This window comes from Burkholderia sp. Bp8998 (assembly GCF_003854235.1).
Classification (GTDB): domain Bacteria; phylum Pseudomonadota; class Gammaproteobacteria; order Burkholderiales; family Burkholderiaceae; genus Burkholderia.
Window position 1 is genome coordinate 1 of the sequence record NZ_QTQF01000034.1, and the last position, 25,354, is coordinate 25,354.

24 protein-coding genes and 1 pseudogene are annotated in these 25,354 nt (G+C 69.1%); 18 read left to right on the forward strand and 7 right to left on the reverse strand.

All coding sequences use genetic code 11. The annotated features are described in order from the left end of the window. From DIE06_RS39155 to DIE06_RS28010, 4 genes and pseudogenes are all read left to right on the forward strand, one after another. Positions 1 to 176: pseudogene (locus tag DIE06_RS39155) on the forward strand (DoxX family protein); the annotation flags it as partial. A gap of 2 nt (positions 177 to 178) precedes the next feature. After that, complete coding sequence (locus tag DIE06_RS28000) at positions 179 to 1,117, forward strand: glyoxalase (RefSeq protein WP_124664182.1); 939 nt, start codon at positions 179 to 181, stop codon at positions 1,115 to 1,117. After that, the gene (locus DIE06_RS28005) at positions 1,114 to 1,812 is read left to right on the forward strand and encodes a YoaK family protein (RefSeq protein ID WP_124664183.1); all 699 of its coding nucleotides are present in this window, start codon (positions 1,114 to 1,116) and stop codon (positions 1,810 to 1,812) included. Before DIE06_RS28000 ends, DIE06_RS28005 begins: the two co-directional genes overlap by 4 nt. Further along, positions 1,809 to 3,305: an alginate export family protein gene (locus DIE06_RS28010; RefSeq protein WP_124664184.1), complete on the forward strand. Its 1,497-nt coding sequence runs from the start codon at positions 1,809 to 1,811 to the stop codon at positions 3,303 to 3,305. The genes DIE06_RS28005 and DIE06_RS28010 overlap by 4 nt, the downstream gene beginning before the upstream one ends. A 110-nt stretch (positions 3,306 to 3,415) precedes the next feature. On the opposite strand, the gene DIE06_RS28015 is transcribed toward DIE06_RS28010, so the two are convergent. After that, positions 3,416 to 5,002, reverse strand: a complete 1,587-nt coding sequence (locus DIE06_RS28015) for an acid phosphatase (RefSeq protein WP_124664185.1) — start codon at positions 5,000 to 5,002, stop codon at positions 3,416 to 3,418. 222 nt (positions 5,003 to 5,224) lie between these two features. On the opposite strand from DIE06_RS28015, the gene DIE06_RS28020 reads away from it, so the two are divergent. The 3 genes from DIE06_RS28020 (at position 5,225) to DIE06_RS28030 (ending at position 7,570) form a co-directional block, all read left to right on the forward strand. Then, complete coding sequence (locus DIE06_RS28020; RefSeq protein WP_124664186.1) at positions 5,225 to 6,574, forward strand: cytochrome-c peroxidase; 1,350 nt, start codon at positions 5,225 to 5,227, stop codon at positions 6,572 to 6,574. 127 nt (positions 6,575 to 6,701) lie between these two features. Beyond that, positions 6,702 to 7,088 carry a hypothetical protein gene (locus DIE06_RS28025; RefSeq protein ID WP_124664187.1) on the forward strand — a complete coding sequence of 129 codons (387 nt, stop codon included), beginning with the start codon at positions 6,702 to 6,704 and terminating at the stop codon, positions 7,086 to 7,088. A gap of 11 nt (positions 7,089 to 7,099) precedes the next feature. Next, positions 7,100 to 7,570: an NUDIX hydrolase gene (locus DIE06_RS28030; protein ID WP_124664238.1), complete on the forward strand. Its 471-nt coding sequence runs from the start codon at positions 7,100 to 7,102 to the stop codon at positions 7,568 to 7,570. Positions 7,571 to 7,690: 120 nt separating this feature from the next. Here the strand turns inward: DIE06_RS28030 and DIE06_RS28035 are convergent, their stop codons facing one another. Next, entirely contained in the window at positions 7,691 to 9,400 is a 1,710-nt protein-coding gene (locus tag DIE06_RS28035) for a glutamine--tRNA ligase/YqeY domain fusion protein (protein ID WP_124664188.1), read from the reverse strand. A 252-nt stretch (positions 9,401 to 9,652) separates the two neighbouring features. Here DIE06_RS28035 and DIE06_RS28040 point away from each other — a divergent pair, with 252 nt between their 5' ends. Together DIE06_RS28040 and DIE06_RS28045 are read left to right on the forward strand one after the other, a co-directional pair. After that, positions 9,653 to 9,862, forward strand: a complete 210-nt coding sequence (locus DIE06_RS28040; protein WP_006497729.1) for an ornithine acetyltransferase — start codon at positions 9,653 to 9,655, stop codon at positions 9,860 to 9,862. Positions 9,863 to 10,034: 172 nt separating this feature from the next. Continuing rightward, positions 10,035 to 10,583: an alpha/beta hydrolase gene (locus DIE06_RS28045; protein ID WP_124664189.1), complete on the forward strand. Its 549-nt coding sequence runs from the start codon at positions 10,035 to 10,037 to the stop codon at positions 10,581 to 10,583. A gap of 107 nt (positions 10,584 to 10,690) precedes the next feature. On the opposite strand, the gene DIE06_RS28050 is transcribed toward DIE06_RS28045, so the two are convergent. Beyond that, entirely contained in the window at positions 10,691 to 11,911 is a 1,221-nt protein-coding gene (locus DIE06_RS28050; protein ID WP_124664190.1) for a CaiB/BaiF CoA-transferase family protein, read from the reverse strand. A gap of 238 nt (positions 11,912 to 12,149) precedes the next feature. On the opposite strand from DIE06_RS28050, the gene alaS reads away from it, so the two are divergent. Beyond that, positions 12,150 to 14,774 carry an alanine--tRNA ligase gene (gene alaS / locus DIE06_RS28060; RefSeq protein WP_124664191.1) on the forward strand — a complete coding sequence of 875 codons (2,625 nt, stop codon included), beginning with the start codon at positions 12,150 to 12,152 and terminating at the stop codon, positions 14,772 to 14,774. Between the two features lie 135 nt (positions 14,775 to 14,909). On the opposite strand, the gene DIE06_RS28065 is transcribed toward alaS, so the two are convergent. Further along, complete coding sequence (locus DIE06_RS28065) at positions 14,910 to 15,827, reverse strand: LysR substrate-binding domain-containing protein (protein ID WP_124664192.1); 918 nt, start codon at positions 15,825 to 15,827, stop codon at positions 14,910 to 14,912. A 124-nt stretch (positions 15,828 to 15,951) separates the two neighbouring features. Between DIE06_RS28065 and DIE06_RS28070 the strand changes: the two genes are divergently transcribed. The 8 genes from DIE06_RS28070 (at position 15,952) to DIE06_RS28105 (ending at position 22,951) form a co-directional block, all read left to right on the forward strand. Continuing rightward, positions 15,952 to 17,193 (forward strand): YbfB/YjiJ family MFS transporter, encoded by a 1,242-nt coding sequence (locus DIE06_RS28070; RefSeq protein WP_124664193.1) that lies wholly within the window; start codon positions 15,952 to 15,954, stop codon positions 17,191 to 17,193. A gap of 121 nt (positions 17,194 to 17,314) precedes the next feature. Further along, positions 17,315 to 17,851, forward strand: a complete 537-nt coding sequence (locus DIE06_RS28075; protein WP_124664194.1) for an NUDIX domain-containing protein — start codon at positions 17,315 to 17,317, stop codon at positions 17,849 to 17,851. Between the two features lie 130 nt (positions 17,852 to 17,981). Then, positions 17,982 to 18,419 carry a thioesterase family protein gene (locus DIE06_RS28080; protein WP_124664195.1) on the forward strand — a complete coding sequence of 146 codons (438 nt, stop codon included), beginning with the start codon at positions 17,982 to 17,984 and terminating at the stop codon, positions 18,417 to 18,419. Between the two features lie 11 nt (positions 18,420 to 18,430). Beyond that, positions 18,431 to 19,369 (forward strand): branched-chain amino acid ABC transporter permease, encoded by a 939-nt coding sequence (locus DIE06_RS28085; RefSeq protein WP_124664239.1) that lies wholly within the window; start codon positions 18,431 to 18,433, stop codon positions 19,367 to 19,369. Continuing rightward, entirely contained in the window at positions 19,362 to 20,585 is a 1,224-nt protein-coding gene (locus tag DIE06_RS28090) for a branched-chain amino acid ABC transporter permease (RefSeq protein ID WP_124664196.1), read from the forward strand. The genes DIE06_RS28085 and DIE06_RS28090 overlap by 8 nt, the downstream gene beginning before the upstream one ends. After that, on the forward strand, positions 20,585 to 21,334 hold the full coding sequence (locus DIE06_RS28095; RefSeq protein ID WP_124664197.1) for an ABC transporter ATP-binding protein: 750 nt from the start codon (positions 20,585 to 20,587) through the stop codon (positions 21,332 to 21,334). Before DIE06_RS28090 ends, DIE06_RS28095 begins: the two co-directional genes overlap by 1 nt. Next, positions 21,331 to 22,035, forward strand: a complete 705-nt coding sequence (locus DIE06_RS28100) for an ABC transporter ATP-binding protein (protein ID WP_124664198.1) — start codon at positions 21,331 to 21,333, stop codon at positions 22,033 to 22,035. The genes DIE06_RS28095 and DIE06_RS28100 overlap by 4 nt, the downstream gene beginning before the upstream one ends. 169 nt (positions 22,036 to 22,204) lie before the next feature. Beyond that, complete coding sequence (locus tag DIE06_RS28105) at positions 22,205 to 22,951, forward strand: glucose 1-dehydrogenase (protein ID WP_124664199.1); 747 nt, start codon at positions 22,205 to 22,207, stop codon at positions 22,949 to 22,951. A gap of 22 nt (positions 22,952 to 22,973) precedes the next feature. On the opposite strand, the gene DIE06_RS28110 is transcribed toward DIE06_RS28105, so the two are convergent. The 3 genes from DIE06_RS28110 to iolE all read right to left on the reverse strand — a co-directional run bounded on the left by DIE06_RS28110 (position 22,974) and on the right by iolE (position 25,331). Continuing rightward, positions 22,974 to 23,468, reverse strand: coding sequence for a heme-degrading domain-containing protein (locus DIE06_RS28110; protein ID WP_124664200.1), 495 nt, complete (start codon positions 23,466 to 23,468; stop codon positions 22,974 to 22,976). A gap of 84 nt (positions 23,469 to 23,552) precedes the next feature. Next, the gene (gene iolB, locus DIE06_RS28115) at positions 23,553 to 24,371 is read right to left on the reverse strand and encodes a 5-deoxy-glucuronate isomerase (protein ID WP_124664201.1); all 819 of its coding nucleotides are present in this window, start codon (positions 24,369 to 24,371) and stop codon (positions 23,553 to 23,555) included. 30 nt (positions 24,372 to 24,401) lie between these two features. Further along, a complete protein-coding gene (gene iolE / locus DIE06_RS28120; RefSeq protein WP_124664202.1) occupies positions 24,402 to 25,331 on the reverse strand; it encodes a myo-inosose-2 dehydratase in 930 nt (309 codons plus the stop codon). Positions 25,332 to 25,354 lie beyond the last annotated feature (23 nt).

The window sequence follows — 25,354 nt, forward strand, 5'->3', positions numbered from 1 at the left end:
TGCTGACGCTCGTCGCGATGGTGGTGGCGAACGATTTCTGGAACCGCTCGGGCGCTGAACATTTCATGGCGCTCAACGGCTTTTTCGAGCATCTTGGGCTGATCGCGGCACTCGTGCTCGCGACCGTGCTCGACGATGCGCGGCAACCGGCCGGCGACGGCCGCTCCATTCGATGACGATGCAACAATCAGGACATTCCGTGAAGAAATCCATTCGTTCAATGCTGCTCGCCGCGCTGGTCGCGGGCGGCGTTGCCGTCGCGCCGGTGGCATTCGCGAAACCGCCGGTGCCGCCCGCGGTCACGCCGACGGTGGCCGTCGGTCCGCAATACGACACGACGCACGTGTGCGTCGCGCCGGAAGACTTCGACCGCTTCACCGACAGCTTCGTCGCGACGTTCGGCGGCAAGAAGTCGAAGCAGGGCGTGTTCCAGGTCACGCCGACGCCGAGCCAGACGATGTCGCAGCTGGTGCTGACGCCGGTCGGCACGATCTCGGTGTTCGGCTTCAAGACGCCGATCCCGTATCCGTTCTGCGCGGAGCGCACCGGCTATCTCGTCACGGACATGGACGTCGCGGTGAAGTCGGCGCGCGAGCACGGCGCCGACGTGATCGTCGACACGTTTCCCGATCCGATCGGCCGCGATGCAATCATTGCGTGGACGGGCGGCGTGAAGATGCAGCTCTACTGGCATACCCAGGCACCGAACTACGATGCGTTGCAGACCATCCCCGAGAATCGCGTGTACGTGTCGCCGCAGAGCGTACGCAAGTTCGTGCACGATTTCGTCAGGTTCTCGAAGGGCAAGGTGGTGTCCGACAACCTGAAGGCGCCGGGAATCGAGATCGGCCGGCCGAACGATACGTATCGCCGGATCCGCATCGAGTCGGGCTTCGGCAGGATGACCGTGCTCGTGACGGACGGCCACCTGCCTTACCCGTTCGGGCGCGAGATGACGGGCTATGAAGTGTCCGATCTCGCCGCGACGCTGAAGCAGGCGCAGGCGGCCGGCGTGACCGTGCTCGTGCCGACCTTCACGTCGGACGGCCGCGACGCGGCACTCGTGCAGTTCCCGGGCGGCTATGTCGCCGAGATCCACGCGAGCGCGGCGCGATGAAGCACGAGGACACGATCCTTGCCGCGGTGGCGGGCTTCGTCGACACGCTGAGCTTCGTCGCGCTGTTCGGGCTGTTCACCGCGCACGTGACCGGCAACTTCGTGCTGATCGGCGCGGGCAGCGCGGGCTTCGGCCAGGGTGTCGTGTTGAAGCTCAGTGTGTTTCCCGCGTTCGTGTGCGGCGTGGTCGCGGCGAGCCTGATCGCGCGGTCGATGTCCGGGCGGCCCGCCTGGCAGGGCACGCGCACGCTGCACGCGGTGCAGGCCGTGCTGCTGCTCGGCTTCTGCGCGGCCGGCGTGTGGGCGACGCCCGTCACGCAGCCCGACAGCGTGCCGGCGCTGGTGGCCGGCATCGTCGGCACGTTCGCGATGGGCGTGCAGAACGCGCATCCGCGCGTGATTCCGCGCGCCGGCGGCGTGCCGAACACGGTGATGACGGGCAACGTGACGCAGGCGATCCTCGACGTCGTCGACCTGCTGTCGGCCGGCACGGGCGACGCCGCGCGCGCGGCGGCGCGGGCGCGCTTCGGCAAGATGCTGCCGGCGATCGTCGCGTTCGCGCTCGGCGCGGTGGGGGGGGCGCTCGGATTCCGCTCTGTCGGCTTCCTGGCGCTGCTCGCGCCTGTCGGCGCGCTCGCGACGCTCGCACTGTGTGCGGCGCAAGCCGCTGGTTCCATCACGCAGGAGCGCGCATGATCGAGCGGAGACAGGGGAGACGCCAGGGGCGTGGCTTCGAGCGGGTCGCCAGCATGTCGATCGTCGCGGGGCTGTTGTTCACGGGCACCGACGTGGCGTTCGCGGAAACGGCGGCATCGACCACGACATCGGCATCGGCATCGGCATCGACAACCGGCGACGCCACCGCGGCAACCTGCACGGCCAAGCGGCCGACGGTGCTGTTCAACCGCTGGCAGGAGGACTGGTCGGTGCTCGCGAATCCGTGCGTGCCGCGCGCGCCGCTCGACGGGCTGAAATACATTCCGCTCGGCAACGATCCGGCATCCTATCTATCGCTCGGCGTGAACCTGCGCGAGCGGCTCGAGACCAACGACGCGCCGCTGTTCGGGATCGGCTCCGCGCAATCGGATACGTACCTGATCCAGCGCGTCGAAGTGCACGCCGACGCGCATCTGGGCCAGCACTGGCAGTTCTTCGCGCAATTGCAGGACGCGCGCGCGTTCGGCAAGAACACGGTGTCGCCGGTGGACAAGAACCCGCTCGATCTCGAACAGGCGTTCGTGACCTACACGGGCGCGCTCGGCGGCGGCACGTTCAAGTTCCGCGTTGGCCGGCAGGAGATGGCGTTCGACTTGCAGCGTTTCATTGCCGTGCGCGACGGCCCGAACGTGCGGCAGGCGTTCGATGCGGTCTGGGCCGATTACGAATACGGGAAATGGCGCTTCATCGGCTACGCGACGCAACCGGTGCAGAACCGCGACGCATCCGATTTCGACGACGTGTCCAATCGCGATCTCACGTTCAGCGGCGTGCGCTTCGAACGGAAGTCGGTCGGGCCGGGCGATCTGTCCGGCTACTGGTCGCGCTACAACCGCAGCAACGCGCGATTCCTCGATGCGAGCGGCCGCGAGCGTCGCGACGTGTGGGACCTGCGCTACACGGGCACGCAGGGCCGTTTCGACTGGGATTTCGAGACGATGCTGCAGACCGGGACGGTCGGCAACAACACGATCGGTGCGTGGGCCGTCGGCTCGATCGCCGGCTACCGGCTCGATGCGCCGTGGTCGCCTCACATCGCGCTGCAGGTCGACGCGGCGTCGGGCGACCGGCATCCGCACGACGGCCGCATCGGCACCTTCAACCCGCTGTTCCCGAACGGCTATTACTTCACGCTGGCCGGCTACACGGGCTATGCGAACCTGATCCACGTGAAGCCGTCCGTGACGCTGAAGCCGTCGGCGAACCTGTCGCTGCTCGGCGCGCTCGGCTTCCAGTGGCGCGAGACGACCGGCGATGCCGTCTATCAGCAGCCGAACGTCCCGGTGCCGGGCACGGCAGGCAAGGGCGGGTTGTGGACGGGGATGTACGTGCAGCTGCGCGCGGACTGGACGATCGCCGCGAACCTGATCGGCGCGGTCGAGGCCGTGCACTTTCAGGTCGGCGACGCGATCCGGCAGGCGGGCGGGCACAACGCGGACTACGTCGGCGTCGAGCTGAAGTACGGCTGGTGACGCGGCCGCGCGGCAACGCGCGCGCATGAAAAAAGGCGGCCCTGCGTGAGCGGGGCCGCCCTTCGTTCGTCCGGGACGGCAGCGCGGCCGGCCCGTTCACGGTGATGCCGTTACAGGTTCGGCGACAGCGTGAGCGCGTTCGTCAGGTCACCCATCGGCTGCGCGCCGTTCGCCTTCAGCGCATCGTCGCGCTGCTGCAGGCCCGCGAGGCGCGGCAGCGAGAAGCGGCGCGTGATGAGGCGCAGGATCGAACCCGTGTCGTATTGCGTGTGATCCACGAAGCCCTTCTTCGCGTACGGCGACACGATCAGCGCCGGAATACGGGTGCCCGGACCCCAGCGATCGGCGGTCGGCGGCGCGGCATGATCCCAGAAGCCGCCGTTTTCGTCGTACGTGACGACGACGACCATGTTCTTCCACTGCGGGCTTGCCTGCAGGTGCGCGATCACGTCGGCGATGTGCTGGTCGCCGGAGGTGATGTCCGTGTAGCCCGGGTGCTCGTTCAGGTTGCCCTGCGGCTTGTAGAACGTGACCTGCGGCAGCGTGCCCGCATCGATCGCCTTGATGAACTCGGCGCCGTTCGCGCCGCCGTCGAGCAGATGCTGCGCGCGGCTTGCGGTGCCCGGTGCCTGGTTCGCGAAGTAGTTGAACGGCTGGTGGTGCGGCTGGAAGTTCGGCGTCGACAGGTCGGCGCCGTAGATCACGTTCGACGTGCCGTTCTGACTTGCCTGCAGCGCCTGGCCCCACGCGCCGCCGTACCATGCCCACGACACGCCCGCGTTGGTCATCAGGTCGCCGATGTTGGTCGCCGTCTGCGGCGGCATCGTCGACGGATTGGCCGGGTCGGCGAGCAGCGGGTCGCCGCCCGTGGCCGCCTTGTTGCCGCTCGGCTGATAGGCCGGCTGCATCGTGTTGACGCCGTAGAAGTCCGGCGTCAGCGCGCCGTCGTTGACGAACTTCGGCGCGCCGCTCAGCGCCGAGGCCGGCGAGTTCGTGGCGACCTTCAGCGACTTGCCGTCGGCGTTCAGGACTGCGATCTTGCCGGCCGCCGGGCTCTTGTCGGCGTTCGCGTAGAACGGTGCGCACGCGCAGATCAGGTACTGGTGATTCAGGAACGAGCCGCCGAACGCGCCCATGAAGAAGTTGTCGGCGAGCACGTACTGCTGCGCGATCTTCCACAGCGGCAGCTTCGACGGATCGGCCGTGTAGTGGCCCATCGTCAGGCCGCCCGCGTCGGTCCATGCGGCGTACATGTCGTTCTTGCCGCCGTTGATCTGCATCTGGTCCTGGTAGAAGCGGTGCACGATGTCGCGCGTCGCGATGCTCATCGACTGGTTGAAGCCTTTCGGATCGTCGATCGCGAACGGCGCGTTCGGCAGGTTCGCCGTCATCGCCTCGGTGACCGCCGGCGTGATGCCGGTCGCGGTCAGGCCGCCCCAGATCTTCGGCAGCGTCGCCATCGTCGAGCCGTCGCGATCCTTCTGCACCGAGTTCGCCGACGTCGCATTCTGCAAGCCGTTCGCGCCCGGGAAGTTGCCGTACAGGTTGTCGAAGCTGCGGTTTTCCGCGTAGATCACGACGACGTTCTTGACAGCCGACAGGCCTTGCTGCGTGACATCGTCGCCGCCGCAGGCGGTCAGGCTGAGCGCGGCCGCGAGGGCGATCGGCGTGTAACGAATCCAGGCGTGCTTCTTCATGCGATGTTCTCTCTTTCGTCGTTTGTCGCGTGCGGGAATCGCGGTGGTGTGGGGCCAGCGCGGGAACCTTCGGGGTACCGACCGGCTGCGCGCATTATCTGGAACCCATTTGACAGGCGGGTGTAGGGGCGCTTTCAATTGACTGTCGGTCGAACGTCATGCAACGGTCACGGAACAGACATAAGCTCCGGCCGATTGCCCACCGCTACAAGAAGAACGACGATGCATAGCCTTCTGAAATCCTTCGCGTCCGCGCGATCGTTGATCCCTGCCGCGGCGACGCTGGCGCTGGCTGGCGGGCTCGCCGTGCTGGCCGGTTGCGATGCGCGCCCCGGTGCCGATGCATCGGCCGTCTCCGTCGTGCCGGCGGCACAGGCCGCTCCAGCCGCTCCGGCGGTCGCACCGGCCGGCCAGCCGCAGACGCGTGCGCAGGTATTCGAGGGCGTGAAGCAGATGACCGCGCTCGGCAAGCAGTTGTTCTTCGATCCGTCGCTGTCGGGGTCCGGCAAGCTCGCCTGCGCGTCGTGTCATAGCGCCGAGCATGCGTTCGGGCCGCCGAACGCGCTGTCGGTGCAGCTGGGCGGTGACGACATGCACCGTACCGGCTTTCGCGCGGTACCGTCGCTGAAGTACCTGCGCGGCATTCCGCCGTTCAGCGAGCACTTCCATGATTCGCCGGACGAAGGTGACGAAAGCATCGACGCGGGCCCGACCGGCGGGCTGACCTGGGATGGTCGCGTCGACACGCGCGATGCGCAGGCGCGCATTCCCCTCACGTCGCCATTCGAGATGAGCAGTTCGCCGGCGCGGGTGGCGAAGGCGGTTCGCGCCGCACCTTATGCCGACGCGTTCCGCAAGGCGTTCGGCGACCAGGTCCTCGGCGACGACCAGGCGACGTTCGGTGCGGTGCTGCGCGCGCTCGACGCATTCCAGCAGCAGCCGGCGCTGTTCGATCCGTACACGAGCAAGTACGACGCCTATCTCGCCGGACACGCGCGGCTCACGCCTGCGGAGCTGCGCGGGCTGCAGCTGTTCAACGACGAGAAGAAGGGCAACTGCGCGAGCTGCCACGTGAGCCAGCGCACGCTCGAAGGCGGGCCGCCGCAGTTCAGCGATTTCGGCCTGATCGCGATTGCGGTGCCGCGCAACCGCGCGCTGCCGGTCAATCGCGATCCGCGCTTCTACGATCTCGGCGCGTGCGGCCCCGAGCGCACCGACCTGAAGGGCCGCGACGAATTCTGCGGCTTGTTCCGCACGCCGTCTCTGCGCAATGTCGCGCTGCGCAAGACGTTCTTCCACAACGGCGTCTACCACTCGCTCGAGGACGTGATGCGCTTCTACGTCGAGCGCGACATCCATCCGGAGAAGTTCTATCCGGTCGTGCACGGCAAGGTGCAGGTCTACGACGACCTGCCGAAGCGCTACTGGCCGAACATCAACCGCGAACCCCCGTTCGACCGCAAGCGCGGCGACGCGCCCGCATTGAACGCGGCCGAGATCAAGGACGTGATCGCGTTCCTGAACACGCTGACCGACGGATATCAACCGGCGGCCACGTCGGCGGCGCGCTAGACGACGTTCGCTGCGGCACGCATGCTATGCTCGCGGGCTGACGGGCGTGGCGCGTGCCGGAAGGCCGGCCCCCGGTTCGCCGGCCGCGCGCCACGCCGTTCGATCGAACATCCAAGGAGAACAACACATGTCGATGCGTGCATCCCTTTCCGTCGTCACGCGCGTGCTGGCCGGCGCCGTGTGCGCAGCCGCGATGCTGCCCGCCCATGCCCAGAGCAACCTGGGCTTCCTGAACGACACGCCGCTGACCTACTTCAGCAAGACCGACCGCGCGTCGCTGGCCAAGGCCGTGGCGCAGGTGCGTGACGAAGGCAAGGACGGCGAGAGCACGACCTGGCAGAGCAGCGGTCGCGGCACGCAGATCGATGCGAAGCTCACGCCGTCGACGTCCGAGAGCGACGGCAAGACCTGCCGCGAGATCGCCACCGACATTTCCGCGAAGGGCCAGACACTGACGCTCAAGCCGGTCTATTGCAAGACCGCCGCGGGCAAATGGCAGCTGCAGAAGCGCTGAGCACGCGTGCAATGAAGCGTAGCGGTGCGCCGCGCACGGTATCGTGCGGCGTCGTGATTCTCGACGGGGCCGGCCGCGTATTCCTCGCGCATGCGACGGATACCACGCACTGGGACATCCCGAAGGGGCAGGGCGAGCCCGGCGAATCGCCGGCCGACGCGGCGCTGCGGGAGCTGCGCGAGGAAACCGGCATCGAGTTCGCGCCGGCACGGCTGCTCGATCTCGGCCGCTTCGCGTACCGTCACGACAAGGACCTGCACCTGTTCGCGGTGCAGGTCGCGGACGACGAGATCGATCCCGCGCACTGCACGTGCACGTCGCTGTTTCCGAGCCGTCGCGACGGCTCGTTGATTCCCGAGATGGACGCGTATCGCTGGACCGCGCCCGGCGACGTCGACGCGTATGCGAGCCGCAGCCTCGCACGGCTGTTTCGCACCACGCTGTCGCTCGCGGATCTGCACCGGCGGTTGGCGAGCGCGTGAGCGCGACGGCGGGCACGGCCGCGCGATTTCCGCGCACGCAATAAAAAACGGCCCGAAGGCCGTTTTTTCGTTACGCGACGGGGAGGCACCAGGCCGCCGCGCCGCGTGCGGAGCAGGCCGTCAGGCCGGCTTGCCCCAGCTGTCGCGCAGCCCGACGATCCGGTTGAACACGGGCTTGCCCGGTTTCGAGTCGACGCGGTCGGCGACGAAATAGCCATGACGCTCGAACTGGAGACGCGTTTCCGGCGCGACGTCGCCGGCGCCCGGTTCGACGTAGGCTTGCGTGATCTTCTTCGAATCCGGGTTCAGCGCCTCGAGGAAGTTCGCGCCGCCCGCGTCCGGGTGCGGCTCCTTGAACAGCCGGTCGTAGATCCGTACTTCGGCCGCCTGCGCGTGCTTCGCGCTGACCCAGTGGATGTTGCCCTTGACCTTGTAGGTGTTCGCGCCTTCGGTGCCGGACTTGCTGTCCGGGAAGTAGTTGCAGTGCACGGCCGTCACGTTGCCGTCGGCGTCCTTGTCGAAGCCCGTGCACTCGACCACGTAGCCGTAGCGCAGGCGCACCTTGTTGCCCGGGAACAGGCGGAAATAGCCCTTCGGCGGGGTCTCGACGAAGTCCTCGCGCTCGATCCACAGCTCGCGCGAGATCGGGAAGGTGCGCACGCCGCGGTCCGGGTGATGCGGATGCACGGGGGCCGTGCAGGCTTCCTCGAGGTCTTCCGGATAGTTGTCGATCACGAGCTTCAGCGGATCGAGCACGGCGACCGAGCGCGGCGCCTTGTCGTCGAGGTCGTCGCGCAGCGCGCCTTCGAACACGCTCATGTCGATCCACGAATCGACCTTCGTCACGCCGATCCGCTCGCAGAACAGGTGAATGCTCTCCGGCGTGAAGCCGCGGCGGCGGATGCCGACGATCGTCGGCATGCGCGGGTCGTCCCAGCCTTCGACGTGACCTTCGTTGACGAGCTGCAGCAGCTTGCGCTTGCTGGTGATCGCGTACGTGAGGTTCAGGCGCGAGAATTCGATCTGTTGCGGCAACGGGCGCGTGAACACGCCGGCTTCCGCGAGTTCGTTCAGCACCCAGTCGTACAGCGGGCGGTGATCCTCGAATTCGAGCGTGCACAGCGAATGCGTGATGCCTTCGAGCGCGTCCGAGATGCAGTGCGTGTAGTCGTACATCGGATACACGCACCATGCGTCGCCGGTGCGGTAGTGGTGCGCGTAGCGGATCCGGTAGATCACCGGGTCGCGCATGTTCATGTTCGGCGAAGCCATGTCGATCTTCGCGCGCAGCACGTGCTCGCCTTCCTTGAACTCGCCGGCCTTCATCCGGCGGAACAGGTCGAGGTTTTCCTCGGGCGACCGGTCGCGGAACGGCGACGGCTTGCCGCCTTCGGTCAGCGAGCCGCGGTTCGCGCGCATTTCCTCGGCGCTCTGGCTGTCGACGTACGCCTGGCCGCGCTGGATCAGCAGCTCGGCGAATTCGTACAGCTTGTCGTAGTAGTCGCTCGCGAAATACTGGTGATCGACCGCATCCTTGCGCCAGTCGAAGCCGAGCCAGCGCACGGCGTCGACGATCGAGTCGACGTATTCGACGCTTTCCTTTTCCGGGTTCGTGTCGTCGAAGCGCAGGTGGCACACGCCGCCGTAGTCGCGCGCGACGCTGAAGTTCAGGCAGATGCTCTTCGCGTGGCCGATGTGCAGATAGCCGTTCGGCTCGGGCGGAAAGCGCGTTTCGACACGGCCGCCCCATTTGCCGGTGCGGTTGTCGTCGTCGATGATGTTGCGGATGAAATTGGAAGCCGCGGGGGCGTCGTTACGTTCGGTGCTCATGCGGTTGGCGTCAGGTTGTGTCGGCGCGTCGCGCCGGTTTAATCCTGCAATTCTACCTGACCGGGGTCGGTCCCGCGCGGGTCTTGCCGCCGCACGCCCCGGTTCGCGATGCGGATCGCAATATCTCGATAGTGTGTCCGCTGTAACACGACGTAAATCGGATTGCCCGGCGCGTTCGGGTTTTCCTATGATGGCTTCACCGATTCAATGCCGCCATGCGTATTTTTTGCTGGCGGGAGGAAGCCAACAATCATGATGAAGAAAACGACTTTTCTCGTTCGTACCGCGGTAATCGTCGCGGCCCTGTCGCAACTCGGCGCATGCGCGATGACGCATACGCAGCGTAATGCCGGTATCGGCGCGGCCGCGGGCGGCGCGCTTGGCTATCTGATCACGGGCGGCCCGGTCGGCACGGTCGCCGGTGCCGCGGCAGGCGGCCTGGTCGGCGCCGGCGTGCGCTGATCGAAGCCGGCGCGCGTGAGCGCCGGCCGGTCGTGACCGTGTCCGCCACGCGTCACGGCCCGCCCATTCTCCGCACATCCCTTCCGCGATTCGACAGGCAGCATCAGGGAGGAACGGGTGTGCGACACTTCGTCGACATCACATAACGACTTCACTCGTCGACGAACCTTCCATGAGCGACTCTCTCGTTTTCGTGCTGCCGGGCTACGGCAACTCCGGTCCGTTGCACTGGCAAAGCCGCTGGGAGCGCGCCGACGCGCGTTTCGTGCGCGTCGCGATGCCGGACTGGGACTGTGCGTTCCGCAACGGCTGGTGTCGCGCGCTCGATCGCGCGGTCGAAGCCGCACCGGGCCCCGTGACGATCGCCGCGCATAGCCTCGGCACGCTGACCACCGCGTGGTGGGCGACCCGCTACGCGCGGCCGGCCGCGCTCGCGAAGGTGCGCGGCGCGCTGCTCGTCGCGTTGCCCGATCCGGCCGGGCCGGCGTTTCCGGCCGACGCGCACGGCTTCGGGCCGGTGCCGCACGAACGGCTGCCGTTTCCGACCTGCGTGGTCGCGAGCAGCGACGATCGGTACGGCTCGATCGCGTTCGCGCGCGGCTGCGCGCACGCGTGGGGGAGCACCTTCCATGACCTCGGCCCGCGCGGCCACATCAACGCGGACAGCGGGCTCGGCGACTGGCCGGACGCACGCGGCTGGCTCGATGCGCTTGCGCGCTAGCCGCAAGCCATCGGTCCATCGATCCACCTGCCGTTAGCGGTCAGCCGGCGCCATCGGGCACGCCGCCGCGCGCACGATGGCGCCGCGGCGCATGCGTCCGGGCCGGCTCAGATCGCCTGTTTCGCCTTCAGCGCCGCGATGCGCGCGTCGTCGTAGCCGAGCATCTCGCGCAGCACGTCTTCCGTCTGCGCGCCGAGCAGCGGCGGGGCGGTGCGCGCTTCGGGCGGCGTCGCGCTCATCCGGATCGGATTGCGCACGAGCTTCACGTCCGCGCCGCACGGATGCGGCAGCGACACCTGCATCCCGCGCGCGACCACCTGTTCGTTGTCGAACACCTCGTCGAGGTCGTTGATCGGCCCGCACGGCACGCCGGCCGCTTCCAGCGCGCCGATCCAGTCGGCCTTGCCGCGCGCCTTCACCATCTCCGCGAGGATCGGCACCAGCGTGTCGCGATGGCGCACGCGCGACGGGTTGGCCGCGAATCGTTCGTCGTCGGCCAGCTCGGGCCGGCCGCCGGCCTCGACGAACTTGCGGAACTGCCCGTCGTTGCCGACCGCGACGATGATCCAGCCGTCGCTCGTCTGGAACGTCTGGTACGGCACGATGTTCGGGTGTGCGTTGCCCCAGCGCACCGGCGGCTTGCCGCTCGCGAGGAAGTTGGTGTTCATGTTCGCGAGCAGCGCGACCTGCACGTCGAGCAGCGCCATGTCGATGTGCTGGCCTTCGCCCGTGCGGTCGCGGTGCGCGAGCGCGGCGAGCACGGCGATCGTCGAATAGAGGCCTGTCGCGAGATCGGCGATCGCGACGCCGGCCTTCTGCGGGCCGCCGCCCGGCTCGCTGTCGCGCTCGCCGGTGATGCTCATGAAGCCGCCGATCCCCTGGACGATGAAGTCGTAGCCCGCGCGGTGCGCGTACGGGCCGGTCTGGCCGAAGCCCGTGACCGAGCAGTAGACGAGATCGGGCTTCACCGCGCGCAGCGATTCGTAATCGAGCCCGTATTTCTTCAGCTGCCCGACCTTGTAGTTCTCGAGCACGACGTCGCTCTGCGCGGCGAGCTCGCGCACGATCTGCTGGCCTTCCGGCGTCGCGATGTCGACCGTCACCGAGCGCTTGTTGCGGTTCGCCGCGAGGTAGTACGCGGCTTCGGCCGTATCGGCGCCGTCCGCGTCCTTCAGGTACGGCGGCCCCCAGTGGCGCGTGTCGTCGCCGGCGCCGGGGCGCTCGACCTTGATCACGTCCGCGCCGAAGTCGGCAAGCGTCTGCGCGCACCATGGGCCCGCGAGCACGCGGGTGAGGTCCAGCACGCGGATATGGCTCAGGGCACCCATCGTCGAATCGTCTCCTTTCATGGCCCGCCCGGCCGGGCAGGGCGAATTGGCATGCCGAGCATCTTAAGGCGAATCGGCCGCGCGAGTGGCCCAGGCCGGTCGTCCGGCGCGGCGGGCCGCTGCGGTCTGGGCCGACGATCTGTATCGTATAATCGATCGTTTACGATATTTGCCCGCCGTGCGTCCGCGAGGACGGCCGGCGTTTGAAGCCGTCTCAGCCAGACATTCCCCGCACGCCATGAAAGCTGCCGAAATCCGCGAGAAATTCCTCAAATTCTTCGAATCGAAGGGCCACACGATCGTCCGCTCGTCGAGCCTCGTGCCCGGTAACGACCCCACGCTGATGTTCACGAACTCGGGCATGGTCCAGTTCAAGGACGTGTTCCTCGGCACGGACCCGCGTCCGTACTCGCGCGCCACCACGGCGCAGCGCAGCGTGCGCGCGGGCGGCAAGCACAACGACCTCGAGAACGTCGGCTACACGGCACGCCACCACACGTTCTTCGAGATGCTCGGCAACTTCTCGTTCGGCGACTACTTCAAGCACGACGCGATCCGCTTCGCGTGGGAGCTGCTCACCACGGTCTACCAGCTGCCGAAGGAAAAGCTGTGGGTCACCGTCTACCAGGAAGACGACGAAGCGTACGACATCTGGGCAAAGGAAGTCGGCGTGCCGACCGAGCGGATCATCCGCATCGGCGACAACAAGGGCGCGCGCTACGCGTCGGACAACTTCTGGACGATGGGCGACACGGGCCCGTGCGGCCCGTGTACCGAGATCTTCTACGACCACGGCCCGGACGTATGGGGCGGCCCGCCGGGATCGCCTGAAGAGGATGGCGACCGCTACATCGAGATCTGGAACCTCGTGTTCATGCAGTTCAACCGCGACGCGCAGGGCAACATGACGCGCCTGCCGAAGCAGTCGGTCGACACCGGCATGGGCCTCGAGCGCCTCGCCGCGGTGCTGCAGCACGTGCACAGCAACTACGAGATCGACCTGTTCCAGAACCTGATCAAGGCCGCCGCGCGCGTGACCGAGATCAGCGACCTCACCAACAACTCGCTGAAGGTGATCGCCGATCACATCCGCGCGTGCTCGTTCCTGATCGTCGACGGCGTGATCCCCGGCAACGAAGGCCGCGGCTACGTGCTGCGCCGCATCGTGCGCCGCGCGATCCGCCACGGCTACAAGCTCGGCCGCAAGGGTTCGTTCTTCCACAAGCTGGTGGCCGACCTCGTCGCCGAGATGGGGGCTGCGTATCCGGAGCTGAAGGAAGCCGAACAGCGCGTGACCGACGTGCTGCGCCAGGAAGAGGAACGCTTCTTCGAGACGATCGAGCACGGGATGTCGATCCTCGACGCCGCGCTGGCCGACGTCGAGGCGAAGGGCGGCAAGGTGCTCGACGGCGAACTGGCGTTCAAGCTGCACGACACCTACGGCTTCCCGCTCGACCTCACGGCCGACGTGTGCCGCGAGCGCGGGATGACGGTCGACGAGCCGGCGTTCGACGACGCGATGGCGCGCCAGCGCGAGCAGGCGCGCGCGGCCGGCAAGTTCAAGGCCGCGCAGGGCCTCGAATACACGGGCGCGAAGACCACGTTCCACGGTTACGAGGAAATCGCGTTCGACGACGCGAAGGTCGTCGCGCTGTACGTCGACGGTTCGGCCGTCAACGAAGTGAAGACCGGCCAGGATGCGGTCGTCGTGCTCGACCACACGCCGTTCTATGCGGAATCGGGCGGCCAGGTCGGCGATCAGGGCGTGCTCGCGAACGCCGCGACGCGCTTCGCGGTGGCCGACACGCTGAAGGTGCAGGCCGACGTGATCGGCCATCACGGCACGCTCGATCAGGGCACGCTGAAGATCGGCGACGTGCTGCGCGCGGAAATCGACGCGCATCGTCGCGCGCGCACGCAGCGCAACCACTCGGCGACCCACCTGATGCACAAGGCGCTGCGTGAAGTGCTCGGCGCGCACGTGCAGCAGAAGGGTTCGCTCGTCGATGCGGAGAAGACCCGCTTCGACTTCGCGCACAACGCGCCGATGACCGACGACGAAATCCGTCGCGTCGAGCAGATCGTCAACAACGAAATCCTCGCGAACGCGCCGGGCATCGTGCGCGTGATGCCGTACGACGAAGCGGTGAAGGGCGGCGCGATGGCGCTGTTCGGCGAGAAGTACGGCGACGAAGTGCGCGTGCTGGACCTCGGCTTCTCGCGCGAACTGTGCGGCGGCACGCACGTGCACCGCACCGGCGACATCGGCTTCTTCAAGATCGTGGTCGAAGGCGGCGTCGCGGCCGGCATTCGCCGTGTCGAGGCGATCACCGGCGACAACGCGGTGCGTTTCGTGCAGGATCTCGACGCCCGCGTGAACGAAGCGGCGGCCGCACTGAAGGCGCAGCCGTCGGAACTCACGCAGCGCATCGTGCAGGTGCAGGACCAGGTGAAGTCGCTCGAGAAGGAGCTCGGCGCGCTGAAGTCGAAGCTCGCGTCGAGCCAGGGCGACGAGCTCGCGCAGCAGGCGATCGAAGTCGGTGGGGTATACGTGCTGGCCGCGACGCTCGACGGTGCGGACGCGAAGACGCTGCGCGAGACGGTCGACAAGCTGAAGGACAAGCTGAAGAGCGCGGCGATCGTGCTGGCGGCCGTCGAAGGCGGCAAGGTCAGCCTGATCGCGGGCGTCACGCCGGATGCGAGCAAGAAGGTCAAGGCCGGCGAGCTCGTGAACTTCGTCGCGCAACAGGTCGGCGGCAAGGGCGGTGGCCGTCCGGACATGGCGCAGGCAGGCGGCACGGAACCGGCGAACCTGCCGGGCGCGCTGGCGGGCGTCAAGGGCTGGATCGAAGAGCGCCTTTGAGCGTCACGGTTGATGCGATTGGGTTTTGCTGACCCCGTCGCATTCCACGAAAAAACGACCCGATCGGCGGTGGCCGGTCGGGTCGTTTTATTTTATGCGGGGGATGAACGCGTGCCGGTTGCCCGCACTGCCGAATCAGGCCGGTACCGTTGCCGCCGGCGCCTTGGCCGCATCGCCCGGCTGCCTTGCCGCCTCACCGAGCGCATCGCGCAGCGCGGCAAGCGCCGCCGATGCGTAACCGTGCCGCCACGCAAGCAGCGTATCGATCCCTTCGAGTTCGGGGATCGTGTGGGCGGCGACGTTGCCGGTCTCGGGTTGCAGCTCGAGCACCGAGCGCGGCGCGACCGCGATGCCCGCGCCCGCCGCGACGCACGCGACGATCGCGTGATACGAGCCGAGTTCGAGCACGCGCGCGGGTTTCATCCCTTGCGCCGCATACCATTGCTCGACGTATTTCCGGTACGAGCAGCCGCGCTCGAACGCAACCAGCGTCGGCAGGATCACGTCGCGCGGCGTGCGCACCGGCGGATGGCCGCGCGGCGTCAGCAGCACCAGGTCCTCGCGATAGACCGGCACCGTCTCGAACGTGTCGGGCAGCGTGTCCGGCTCGGGCGGCCGCGCGAACAGCGCCGCGTCGATCTCGAAGTCGCGCACCTTGTCGATCAGCCAGCCGGTCGTGCCGGTCACGAGCTCCAGCGATACGTCGGGCCACGCATGGTGATAGCGCGCGAGCACGGTCGGCAGCCGGCTCGCGGCCGTGCTTTCCATCGTGCCGAGCCGCAGCCGCCCGCGCGGCGTGTCCTCGCGCACCGCGTCGCGCGCCTCGTCGGCAAGCGCGAGCAGCCGCTCCGCGTACGGCAGCAGCGTGTGCCCGGCCGGCGTCAGCACGAGCCGGCGGCCGTCGCGCACGAACAGCGCCGCACCGAGTTCCTCCTCGAGCTGCTTGATGCGCGTCGTCACGTTCGACTGCACGCGATTGAGCTTCGCCGCCGCGCGCGTCACGCCGTTCTCGCGCACCACGGCCCGGAAAATCGCCAGCGCCGCCAGGTCCATGATTCTCTCCGTGCGATGGGTGGATTCTTAATTATTCATTTTTAGAGAACGTTTGGTCAAGCTACGATTCCAGCATTCCAATCTCCGTTCCGGCCGGCGCACGACGCGCGCGGCCCATGCCGCCATGTCCCGTTTCGATGCTCCGAGCGCCGCTGCCGGCGCGCACTTGTCCGATGATGCCGACCGCCGCGCCCGCGCGGCCGCGCTCGCCTGCATGATCGGGCTCGCGGTCGCGCTCGGCGTCGGCCGCTTCGCATTCACGCCGCTGCTGCCGCTGATGCTCGCCGACGGCTCGATCGGCCTGAAGGCGGGCAGCTGGCTCGCGTCGGCGAACTACGCGGGTTATTTCGTCGGCGCGGTCACCTGCGCGGCGGTCCGGGTCGCACCCGCGCGGATGGTGCGCTTCGGGCTGGCCGCCACCGTGCTGTTGACCGCCGCGATGGGCGTCGGCCATCTGCTCCCGGTGTGGCTCGTGGTGCGCTTCGTCGCGGGCGTCGTCAGCGCGTGGACGTTCGTGTTCGTGTCGCAATGGGGGCTGCGGCGGCTCACCGAGCTGCACGCGCCCGAATGGGGCGGGGTGATCTACGCGGGGCCGGGCGTCGGCATCGTGCTGACGGGGCTGATCGGCAGCGCGCTGGCCGGCCATCGCGCGGCGCCCGGCTGGCTCGGCTTCGCGGCGTTGTCGGCGGTGCTGTCGGTCGCGATCTGGCGCACGTTCGGCGGCGCGCCGCTGCCGGCCGCCGTATCGCCGGCCGCGCCCGCCCGGCATGCGGCGACGGCCGCGGCACCGCACGACGCGCGGCGCCATCGGGCCGACGCCGCGTGGCTCGTCGTGCTGTACGGAATGCCGGGCTTCGGCTACATCATCACCGCGACCTTCCTGCCGGTGATCGCGCGCGCCGCGCTGCCGGCCGGCTCGCCGTGGCCGGACCTGTTCTGGCCGATGTTCGGCGCGGCGCTGATCGTCGGCGCGATCGCCGCTTCGCGATTGCCCGGCCACTGGGACAACCGTCTGCTGCTTGCCGCCGGCTGCGCGACGCAGGCGCTCGGGATCGCGGCGGGGATCGTGTGGCCGAACGCGGCCGGCTTCTCGGTCGGCAGCGCGCTGCTCGGCCTGCCGTTCACCGCGATCACGCTGTTCGCGATGCGCGAGGCGCGGCGCCTGCACGGCGAGCGCGCGGCCGGGCTGATGGGCTATGCGACCGCGTCGTACGGGGTCGGGCAGATTCTCGGTCCGCTCGTCGCGGCGCCGCTGACCGCGCGCTTCGGGTCGTTCTCGCCGGCGCTGTGGGTCGCGGCGGGCGCGTTGCTCGTCGGCGCCGCCGGCTTCGCGGCGACCGCCGCACGCGGGCGCGCGCAACCGTGACGTCATCGGGGCCGGATCGTCTGCGGCGCGGGCAAACTCGCTAGAATGAAGCCTTTCCCGCGCCGAGCGGGCGCGCGACGCGGCCTGCCGGCCACCGCCGGGCGCTCGCCAGATTCCCTCGATGACCACCGCCGACTACCGTTTTTGCCCGCGCTGCGCGCGTCCGCTGACCGAGCGCGCCGATTCCGAACATGAGGGCGGCCGCGTCCGCCAGGCCTGTCCGGACGACGCGTGCGGCTACGTGCACTGGAACAACCCGCTGCCGGTGGTGGCCGCGATCGTCGAGCTCGACGGCAAGATCCTGCTCGCGCGCAACGCGGCCTGGCCGGAAGGGATGTTCGCGCTGATCACCGGTTTCCTCGAGAACGGCGAGACACCCGAGGACGGCATCGCGCGCGAGGTGTTCGAGGAAACCGCGCTGAAGGCCGAGCAGGTCACGCTGGTCGGCGTCTATGAATTCATCCGCAAGAACGAACTGATCATCGCGTACCACGTGCGCGCGTCGGGCGCTGTCGCATTGTCGCCGGAACTGCTCGAGTACCGGCTCGTCGATCCGCCGTTGCTGCGCCCGTGGCGCGCCGGCACCGGCTACGCGCTGGCCGACTGGATGCGCGCGCGCGGCCTCGATTTCGAATTCGTCGACCGAGCGGGGCAGTGACGGGCCGCGCCGCTCCCGGCATGTCATCCGCCGCGCCGCGCACGGTCGCGATGCGGCATTCCGCCGTTCGCCGGCAGGCCGTCCCGCACGGCCGCCGCGCGACGTCCTCCTCGTCCTGACCGCCATCGCCATGTCCGACAAGCCGCAGCCGCGTCCGCGCGACGCCTATCGCCACTTCCTGCCGATCACGACCCGCTGGATGGACAACGACGTCTACGGGCACGTGAACAACGTCGTCTACTACAGCTACTTCGACACCGTCGTGAACGCATACCTGATCCGCGCGGGCGTGCTCGACGTCGAGCACGGGCAGACGATCGGGCTCGTGGTCGAGACGCAGTGCAACTACTTCGCGCCGCTCGTGTTTCCGCAGTCCGTCGATGCGGGGCTGCGCGTCGCGAAGCTCGGCACGTCGAGCGTGCGCTACGAGATCGGGCTGTTCGCGGCCGGGGAATCCGCGCCGGCCGCGCAAGGGCATTTCGTGCACGTGTATGTCGATCGCGGCACGCGGCGCCCGGTGCCGCTGCCGGACGCGCTGCGCGCGGCGCTCGAACCGCTCGCCGGCTGACGGGCGCGGTGGTGCACGCGTTCGCGCTCCAGGCGTTCAACGGTCTCAGCTACGGGTTGCTGCTGTTCATGCTGTCGGCCGGCCTGACGCTGATCTTCAGCGTGCAGGGCGTGCTGAACTTCGCGCATGCGAGCTTCTACATGCTCGGCGCGTACGTCGGCTACAGCATCGCGGCCCGCGCGGGCTTCTGGCCCGCGCTCGTGCTCGCGCCGCTCGCGGTCGGGCTGCTGGGCGCCGGCTGCGAGCGCGGGCTGTTGCGCCGCGTGCAGGCGCGCGGCGGCCACACGAGCGAACTGTTGCTGACCTTCGGCCTCGCGTACCTGATCGGCGAGGGCGCGAAACTCCTGTGGGGCCTCGCGCCGCTGCCGGCTCCGGTGCCGCCGCTGTTCGACGGCGCGCCCGTGACCGTGTTCGGCCTCGCGCTGCCGCGCTACCGGCTGTTCATGATGGCGATGTCCACGGCGATGCTGGTCGCGCTCGGCGCGCTGTTGCGCGCATCGCGGATCGGGCTCGTCGTGCGCGCCGCGCTCACGCATCGCGCGGCCGTCGAGGCGCTCGGCTACGACGTGCCGCGCGTGATGACGGGGCTGTTCGGCGCAGGCACCGCGCTCGCGGCGCTGGCCGGCGTGATCGGTGCGCCGCTCGCGGTGATCGAGCCGGCGCTGGCCGGGACCGTCGGGTCGGTGGTGTTCGCGGTGGTCGTGATCGGCGGGCTCGGTTCGCTCGGCGGCGCGTTCGTCGCGTCGCTCGCGGTCGGCTTCGCGCAGACCTTCGCGGCGTCGAGCGACACGTCGCTGCGCGATCTCGCGCAATCAGCCGGCATCGCGCTGCCCGACAGCGTCGCTGCCGTGTCGATCGCGCAGCTCGCACCGCTGGTTCCGTACCTGCTGCTGGTCGCGGTGCTGGTCGCCCGTCCGCGCGGGCTGTTTGGCGAGCGTGTCGATGGCTAGCCGCGCGCGGGCCGGCGCGCTGCGCTGGGTGCTGTTCGCCGCGTGCCTGGTCTTGCCCGCGTGGCTGTGGCCGCATGGCGCGGTGCTCGGCTATCTCGCGCAGACGGCCGCGCTCGTCGTGCTCGCGCTGTCGTACAACCTGCAGCTCGGCACGACCGGGCTGTTGTCGTTCGGCCATGCCGCCTTCGCGGGCCTCGGCGCGTTCGCGGCCGCACACTGGTTCAATCATGTCGGCGGCCCGCTGCCGCTGTTGCCGCTCGTCGGCGGCGTGGCCGGCGCGGGTTTCGGGTTCATGGCCGGACTGCTCGCGACACGCCGCGCGGGCACCGTGTTCGCGATGATCACGCTCGGTCTCGGCGAATGCGTCGCGGCCGCCGCATGGAGCGTGCCTGCGTGGTTCGGCGGTCTCGGCGGCGTGCCGATCGACCGCGCGAGCGGCACGCCCTGGGGCGGCTGGCATTTCGGTGCGGAAACGCAGGCCTACGCCGTGATCGCCGCATGGTGCATCGTGTCGGCGCTGGCGATGCACGCGCTGACGCGCACGCCGCTCGCGCGCCTCGCGAACGCGGTGCGCGACAACCCCGCGCGCGTTGCCGCGCTCGGCACCGAGCCGCGTCGCGTGCGGCTCGCGATGGTGACCTGCGCGTCGTTCTTCGCGGGCATTGCCGGCACGCTGACGCTGATCGACGTCGAGATCGCGACGCCCGACAGCGTGTCGATGGCGCGTTCGGCGACCGTGCTGATCGCCGCGGTGATCGGCGGCACCGGCACGTTCTTCGGGCCGGCGGCCGGTGCCGTGGTGCTGACCGCGCTGAGTGTCGTCGTCGCGGGTGTATCGCGCGCCTGGGCGCTGTATCTCGGCGTGCTGTTCGTCGCGGTCGTCGTCGCCGCGCCGCGCGGGATCGCGGGCATCGCGCGGACGCTCGCGCATGCGTTGCACCGTGACGCACCGGCCGCCGAGCGCTGGCGCGTGCTGTGCGGTGTCGGCGCATGCGTGTTCTGGGGGATTGCGATCGTCTGCGCGGCCGAGCTCGGCTATGCGTGGCGCTTCGCACAGGACGACGGCACCGGCATCGCGTTCGGCGCGTGGGGCATCGACGCGGATGCGCCGGCCGGCTGGGTCGTCGCGTGCTCGGCGGCCGGCATCGGCACGCTGCTGTGGGGCTGGCGCGCGCGGCTGATGAACCACGGGCACGGCATGCGGGAGGGCGAGTGATGAACGGCAACGCGATCGCGCTCCACGGGATCGTGCAGCGCTTCGGCGCGCAGACCGTGCTCGACGGCATCGACCTGAGCGTGTCGACCGGCGAGCGTCATGCGCTGATCGGGCCGAACGGCGCGGGCAAGTCGACGCTGTTCGGCGTGATTGCGGGCGCGACGCGGCCGACGCGCGGACGCGTCGTGCTGCACGGCGTCGAGCTGCGCGGGCGCGGGCCGGTCGTCGCGAGCCGGCTCGGCATCGGCCGCAGTTTCCAGCAGACGAGCGCGTTCGCACGGCTCTCCGTGTTCGACAACCTGCGCTGCGCGGCGCTGCATGCGCCGGCCGAGCGGCGGCGCTGGTGGAACCGGCTGCGCGAATCGGCGTCGGTCGATCGCGCGGCCGCGCGCGTGCTGCACGACATCGGCCTCGATGCGCGGCGCGACGCGCCGGCCGGCGAACTCGGCTATGCGGAGCAGCGCGCGCTCGATCTGGGCATCGCGCTCGCGAGCGGCGCGCGCACGCTGCTGCTCGACGAACCGACGGCCGGCATGAACCGCGACCAGGCGGCGCGGATGATCGCGCTGATCCGCGCGACGACGCAGGGTCGCACGGTGCTGATGATCGAGCACGATATGGATACGGTGTTCGGCTTCGCCGAGCGCATCACGGTGCTCGTGCGCGGCACGGTGGTCGCGACCGGTGCGCCCGACGCGATCCGTACCGATCCTGCCGTGCGCGCCGCCTATCTCGGCGAGGGCGCATGAGCGCGCTGCTCGACATCCGCGGCTTGCGCGCGTGGTACGGGATGCAGCCGGTGCTCGACGGCGTCGATCTCGCGCTCGCGCCGGGCGAGACGCTCGCGCTGCTCGGCCGCAACGGCTCGGGCCGCTCGACGCTCGCGAAGGCCGTGATGGGGCTCGTGCGCACCGCGGGCTCGGTGCGCATCGCCGGCGTCGAATGCGCGGGTGCGCGCACGTTCGAGATCGCGCGGCGCGGCGTCGCCTACGTCGCCGAAAGCCGCGACGTGTTTCCGCTGCTGAGCGTGCGCGACAACCTGCGGCTCGGGCTGCGCGGCATACGCGGCACGGCCGAACGCGCGGCGCTCGACCGGCTGCTCGCGCGCTTTCCGCTGCTGGCCGCGCGTGCCGACGTGAAGGCCGGGCGACTGTCGGGCGGCGAACAGCAGGTGCTCGCGCTGGTGCGCGCGCTCGCGGGGCGCCCGCGCATGCTGATCGTCGACGAACCGGCCGAAGGGCTCGCGCCGCGCGCGGTCGACGAGGTCGGCGCCTGCCTGGCCGCGCTGCAGGACGACGGGGTCGCGATCCTGCTGATCGAGCAGCGGCTGCAGCTCGCGCCGCGGGTTGCGCAGCGCGTCGCGGTGATGGGGCGCGGGCGGGTCGTCTACGACGGCGCGCTTGAAGGGGTCGGAGGCGGCGTTGCCGGCGCGTGGTTGAGCGCGGGCTGACCGCACACCCGCCGATTGTTCGGCAAACCCCGCCAGTCAATTCGTGCCGAGCCGCTTTATCGCCGCCGCGCGACCCCCCAATATGGGCAGCAACGCCGGTCTACTACGCCAGCCGCAAACGGCTACCGGCACCCATCCATTGAAGGTCTTCCGATAGAGGAATGAAATCATGAGCAAGCTGACAGGCAAGGTGGCGATCGTCACGGGCGCGTCCAAGGGCATCGGCGCCGCGATCGCCAGGGCGCTGGCCGCCGAGGGCGCGTCGGTCGTCGTCAACTACGCGAGCAGCAAGGCCGGTGCCGACGCGGTCGTGAGCGCGATCGTCGAGGCGGGTGGCCGTGCGGTCGCGGTCGGCGGCGACGTGTCGAAGGCAACGGACGCACAGCGCATCGTCGATACCGCGATCGACACCTACGGGCGTCTCGACGTGCTGGTCAACAACTCCGGTGTCTACGAATTCGCGCCGATCGAAGCGATCACCGAAGAACACTATCGCCGGCAGTTCGACACGAACGTGTTCGGCGTGCTGCTGACGACGCAGGCAGCGGTCAAGCATCTCGGCGAAGGCGCGAGCATCATCAACATCAGCTCGGTGGTGACGAGCATCACGCCGCCCGCGAGCGCCGTGTACAGCGGCACCAAGGGCGCCGTCGATGCGATCACCGGTGTGCTTGCGCTCGAGCTCGGTCCGCGCAAGATTCGCGTGAACGCGATCAACCCGGGGATGGTCGTGACCGAAGGCACGCACAGCGCGGGCATCATCGGCTCGGATCTCGACAAGCAGGTGCGCAGCGAGACGCCGCTCGGCCGCCTCGGCGAGCCGGACGACATCGCGTCGGTGGCGGTGTTCCTCGCATCGGACGATGCACGCTGGCTGACCGGCGAGCGTCTCGTCGCGAGCGGCGGGCTGCACTGACCCGCCGGGTCGGCGCGCGCCGCTACGCGATCATCGCGAGCGCGTTCGCGCCGACATGCCAGCGCAGGCTCTCGACGACGAGCGCGTGGTCGCGTTCGCCATCGAGCCCTGCGATCGTCATCGCGCCGACGATGTCGCCGCCGGCAAGCCGTAGCGGCACGCCGCCGCCGTCGAGCGCATAGTCGGCGTCCGACAATCCCTGCGACTGCAACGACCACCCGGCGCGGCGAAAGCGCGCGCCGACCTCGAGCGAACTGACGCCGAACCGGAACACCGTGCTCTGCCGGCGGCGGATCGCGTCGCTGTCGTCGGCGCGGCTGCCGTCCAGCGCGCAATAGAACAGCGGTGCGGCTTCACCGACGATGCCGACCGCGATCGGCAGCCCGCGCCGAGACGCGAGATTGATTGCGATGTCGCCGAGCCGGCGCGCGACGTCGGCATCGAAGTGCGACAGCATCGGGGCCGACGCAGTGTCGCCGAAGGGCGTGGGTGCGAAGCGCGGGAAGGGGGGCGCCATGGCAGCTCCGTGTCGTCGCAAATCCGGTTCGCGCGCGTGTCCTGCGTCGCGCACCAGCCGTCGATCGTTCATCGCATCCATGCTTCAACGCTTCGGTGCCGCGTCGAGCATCCACTCGTGCGCGGGATCGTTCCTGAACGCCCACGCGCGGCTCGGACCGGCCATCACGTTCAGGTAGTACAGGTTGTAGCCGTGCGGCGCGACCACCGGGTGATAGCCGCGCGGCACCATCACGACGTCGTGGTTCTCGACCGCGCACGCTTCGTCGAGGCTGCGGTCGTCCGTGTACACGCGCTGGAACGCGAAGCCCTGCGGCGGATCGATCCGGTGGTAATAGGTTTCCTCCAGCGACGTTTCGTCGGGCGCCGCGTCGCGATCGTGCTTGTGCGGCGGATAGCTGCTCGAATGACTCGCGGGCGTGATCACTTCGACGACGAGCAGCCGGTCCGCGGCCGGGTTGTCGCCCATCAGGATGTCGCACACGTAGCGCGTGTTGGTGCCTTGCCCGCGCACCGCGCGGCGCATCCGTTCGCCGTCGAGGCGCTGCACGCGCTTGTCGCCGCTCGCGTAAGGCGCGGTGCACAACGCGACTTCCGCATCGCGCGTCGCGACCAGCGTGACGGTCTTGCCGCCCGGCACGTACAGCGCGTCCGGCGATACTTCCTCGAACACGCTGTCGCGCGTGCCGAGCGCGTCGTAGGTCTCGCCGTCGACTTCGGCACGAAGCGTGCCCGTGAGCACGACGACGCACAGTTCGCGCGTGCCCGTGTCGAGCGTTTCGGTGTCGCCGGCCTTCAGGCGCAGCGCGCGAAAGCCGACGTGTTTCCAGCCGGCCGATTCGGGCGTCACGTTGCAGATTTCGCGGTCGGCGGATGCCTTGACCAGCAGGGGGGAAATCGTCATGGCGTGAGGTTCTCGATGAGGTGACAGGGCTTACGCGCTCAACCGGTCGACGATCGCGCGCAGCGACTCGTAGCCCTTCTTCGCATACTGATAGCTCGGCGCGACGGCCGGGTCCTGCTCGGCCTCGACGACGAGCCAGCCTTCGTAGCCGGCGTCCTTCAGCGTGCGCAGCGTCGCTTCGTAATCGAGCGCGCCGTCGCCCGGCACGGTGAAGGTGCCGTTGATCACGCCGTTCAGGAAGCTCCAGCCGCCGTTGCGCGCCTGCGTGACGACCTGCGGCCGCACGTCCTTGCAGTGCACGTGCACGACGCGCGCCACGTGCTTCTTCAGCAGTGCGACCGGATCGGCCGCACCGCCGAAATACGCGTGGCCGGTGTCGAACAGCAGGAACACCTTCGCGGGATCGGTCAGCGCCATCAGCCGGTCGACGTCGTCCGGCGATTCGACGTATGCGCCCATGTGGTGATGGTAGGCGAGCTTGATCCCGTAGGTTTCGAGCAGGTGCGCGCCGAACGCGTCGAGGCGGGCCGCGTAGCGCCGCCAGGATTCATCGTCGACGAAGCGCGGCCGCTTCGCGACCGGCGTGTCGATGCTGCCCTGGATCGTGCCCGCGCATTCGCCGTACACCACGACCTTCACGTCGTTGACCTGCAGCTTCGTCATGTGCGCGCGGCAGCGCTCGATCTCGGCGGCGACCGCGTCGGCATCGCTCATGCCCGGTGCGACTTCCGCGAGGAAGCCCGAATACCAGCCCGACACGCACACGAGCCCGAACTCGGCGAGCTTCGCCTTCAGCTCCGGGCCCGTCTTCGGAAACTTGTTGCCGAGCTCGAAGCCGGCGTAGCCGATCTCGGCGCCTTCCTTCAGCGCCGTCTCGAGCGGCGTCTCGCCGCCGAGCGACGGCAGGTCGTCGTTCATCCACGACAGGGGATTGATACCGATGCGAACGTTCCAGCTCATGACGTGCGTCCTTGGTTCGAATG

What these genes read in the sequence shown, in the direction of transcription:
- DIE06_RS28000 (WP_124664182.1), top strand. Translation starts at nt 179, where the DNA reads ATGCAACAATCAGGACATTCCGTGAAGAAATCCATTCGTTCAATGCTG.
- DIE06_RS28005 (WP_124664183.1), top strand. Translation starts at nt 1,114, where the DNA reads ATGAAGCACGAGGACACGATCCTTGCCGCGGTGGCGGGCTTCGTCGAC.
- DIE06_RS28010 (WP_124664184.1), top strand. Translation starts at nt 1,809, where the DNA reads ATGATCGAGCGGAGACAGGGGAGACGCCAGGGGCGTGGCTTCGAGCGG.
- DIE06_RS28015 (WP_124664185.1), bottom strand. Translation starts at nt 5,002, where the DNA reads ATGAAGAAGCACGCCTGGATTCGTTACACGCCGATCGCCCTCGCGGCC.
- DIE06_RS28020 (WP_124664186.1), top strand. Translation starts at nt 5,225, where the DNA reads ATGCATAGCCTTCTGAAATCCTTCGCGTCCGCGCGATCGTTGATCCCT.
- DIE06_RS28025 (WP_124664187.1), top strand. Translation starts at nt 6,702, where the DNA reads ATGTCGATGCGTGCATCCCTTTCCGTCGTCACGCGCGTGCTGGCCGGC.
- DIE06_RS28030 (WP_124664238.1), top strand. Translation starts at nt 7,100, where the DNA reads ATGAAGCGTAGCGGTGCGCCGCGCACGGTATCGTGCGGCGTCGTGATT.
- DIE06_RS28035 (WP_124664188.1), bottom strand. Translation starts at nt 9,400, where the DNA reads ATGAGCACCGAACGTAACGACGCCCCCGCGGCTTCCAATTTCATCCGC.
- DIE06_RS28040 (WP_006497729.1), top strand. Translation starts at nt 9,653, where the DNA reads ATGATGAAGAAAACGACTTTTCTCGTTCGTACCGCGGTAATCGTCGCG.
- DIE06_RS28045 (WP_124664189.1), top strand. Translation starts at nt 10,035, where the DNA reads ATGAGCGACTCTCTCGTTTTCGTGCTGCCGGGCTACGGCAACTCCGGT.
- DIE06_RS28050 (WP_124664190.1), bottom strand. Translation starts at nt 11,911, where the DNA reads ATGGGTGCCCTGAGCCATATCCGCGTGCTGGACCTCACCCGCGTGCTC.
- alaS (WP_124664191.1), top strand. Translation starts at nt 12,150, where the DNA reads ATGAAAGCTGCCGAAATCCGCGAGAAATTCCTCAAATTCTTCGAATCG.
- DIE06_RS28065 (WP_124664192.1), bottom strand. Translation starts at nt 15,827, where the DNA reads ATGGACCTGGCGGCGCTGGCGATTTTCCGGGCCGTGGTGCGCGAGAAC.
- DIE06_RS28070 (WP_124664193.1), top strand. Translation starts at nt 15,952, where the DNA reads ATGTCCCGTTTCGATGCTCCGAGCGCCGCTGCCGGCGCGCACTTGTCC.
- DIE06_RS28075 (WP_124664194.1), top strand. Translation starts at nt 17,315, where the DNA reads ATGACCACCGCCGACTACCGTTTTTGCCCGCGCTGCGCGCGTCCGCTG.
- DIE06_RS28080 (WP_124664195.1), top strand. Translation starts at nt 17,982, where the DNA reads ATGTCCGACAAGCCGCAGCCGCGTCCGCGCGACGCCTATCGCCACTTC.
- DIE06_RS28090 (WP_124664196.1), top strand. Translation starts at nt 19,362, where the DNA reads ATGGCTAGCCGCGCGCGGGCCGGCGCGCTGCGCTGGGTGCTGTTCGCC.
- DIE06_RS28095 (WP_124664197.1), top strand. Translation starts at nt 20,585, where the DNA reads ATGAACGGCAACGCGATCGCGCTCCACGGGATCGTGCAGCGCTTCGGC.
- DIE06_RS28100 (WP_124664198.1), top strand. Translation starts at nt 21,331, where the DNA reads ATGAGCGCGCTGCTCGACATCCGCGGCTTGCGCGCGTGGTACGGGATG.
- DIE06_RS28105 (WP_124664199.1), top strand. Translation starts at nt 22,205, where the DNA reads ATGAGCAAGCTGACAGGCAAGGTGGCGATCGTCACGGGCGCGTCCAAG.
- DIE06_RS28110 (WP_124664200.1), bottom strand. Translation starts at nt 23,468, where the DNA reads ATGGCGCCCCCCTTCCCGCGCTTCGCACCCACGCCCTTCGGCGACACT.
- iolB (WP_124664201.1), bottom strand. Translation starts at nt 24,371, where the DNA reads ATGACGATTTCCCCCCTGCTGGTCAAGGCATCCGCCGACCGCGAAATC.
- iolE (WP_124664202.1), bottom strand. Translation starts at nt 25,331, where the DNA reads ATGAGCTGGAACGTTCGCATCGGTATCAATCCCCTGTCGTGGATGAAC.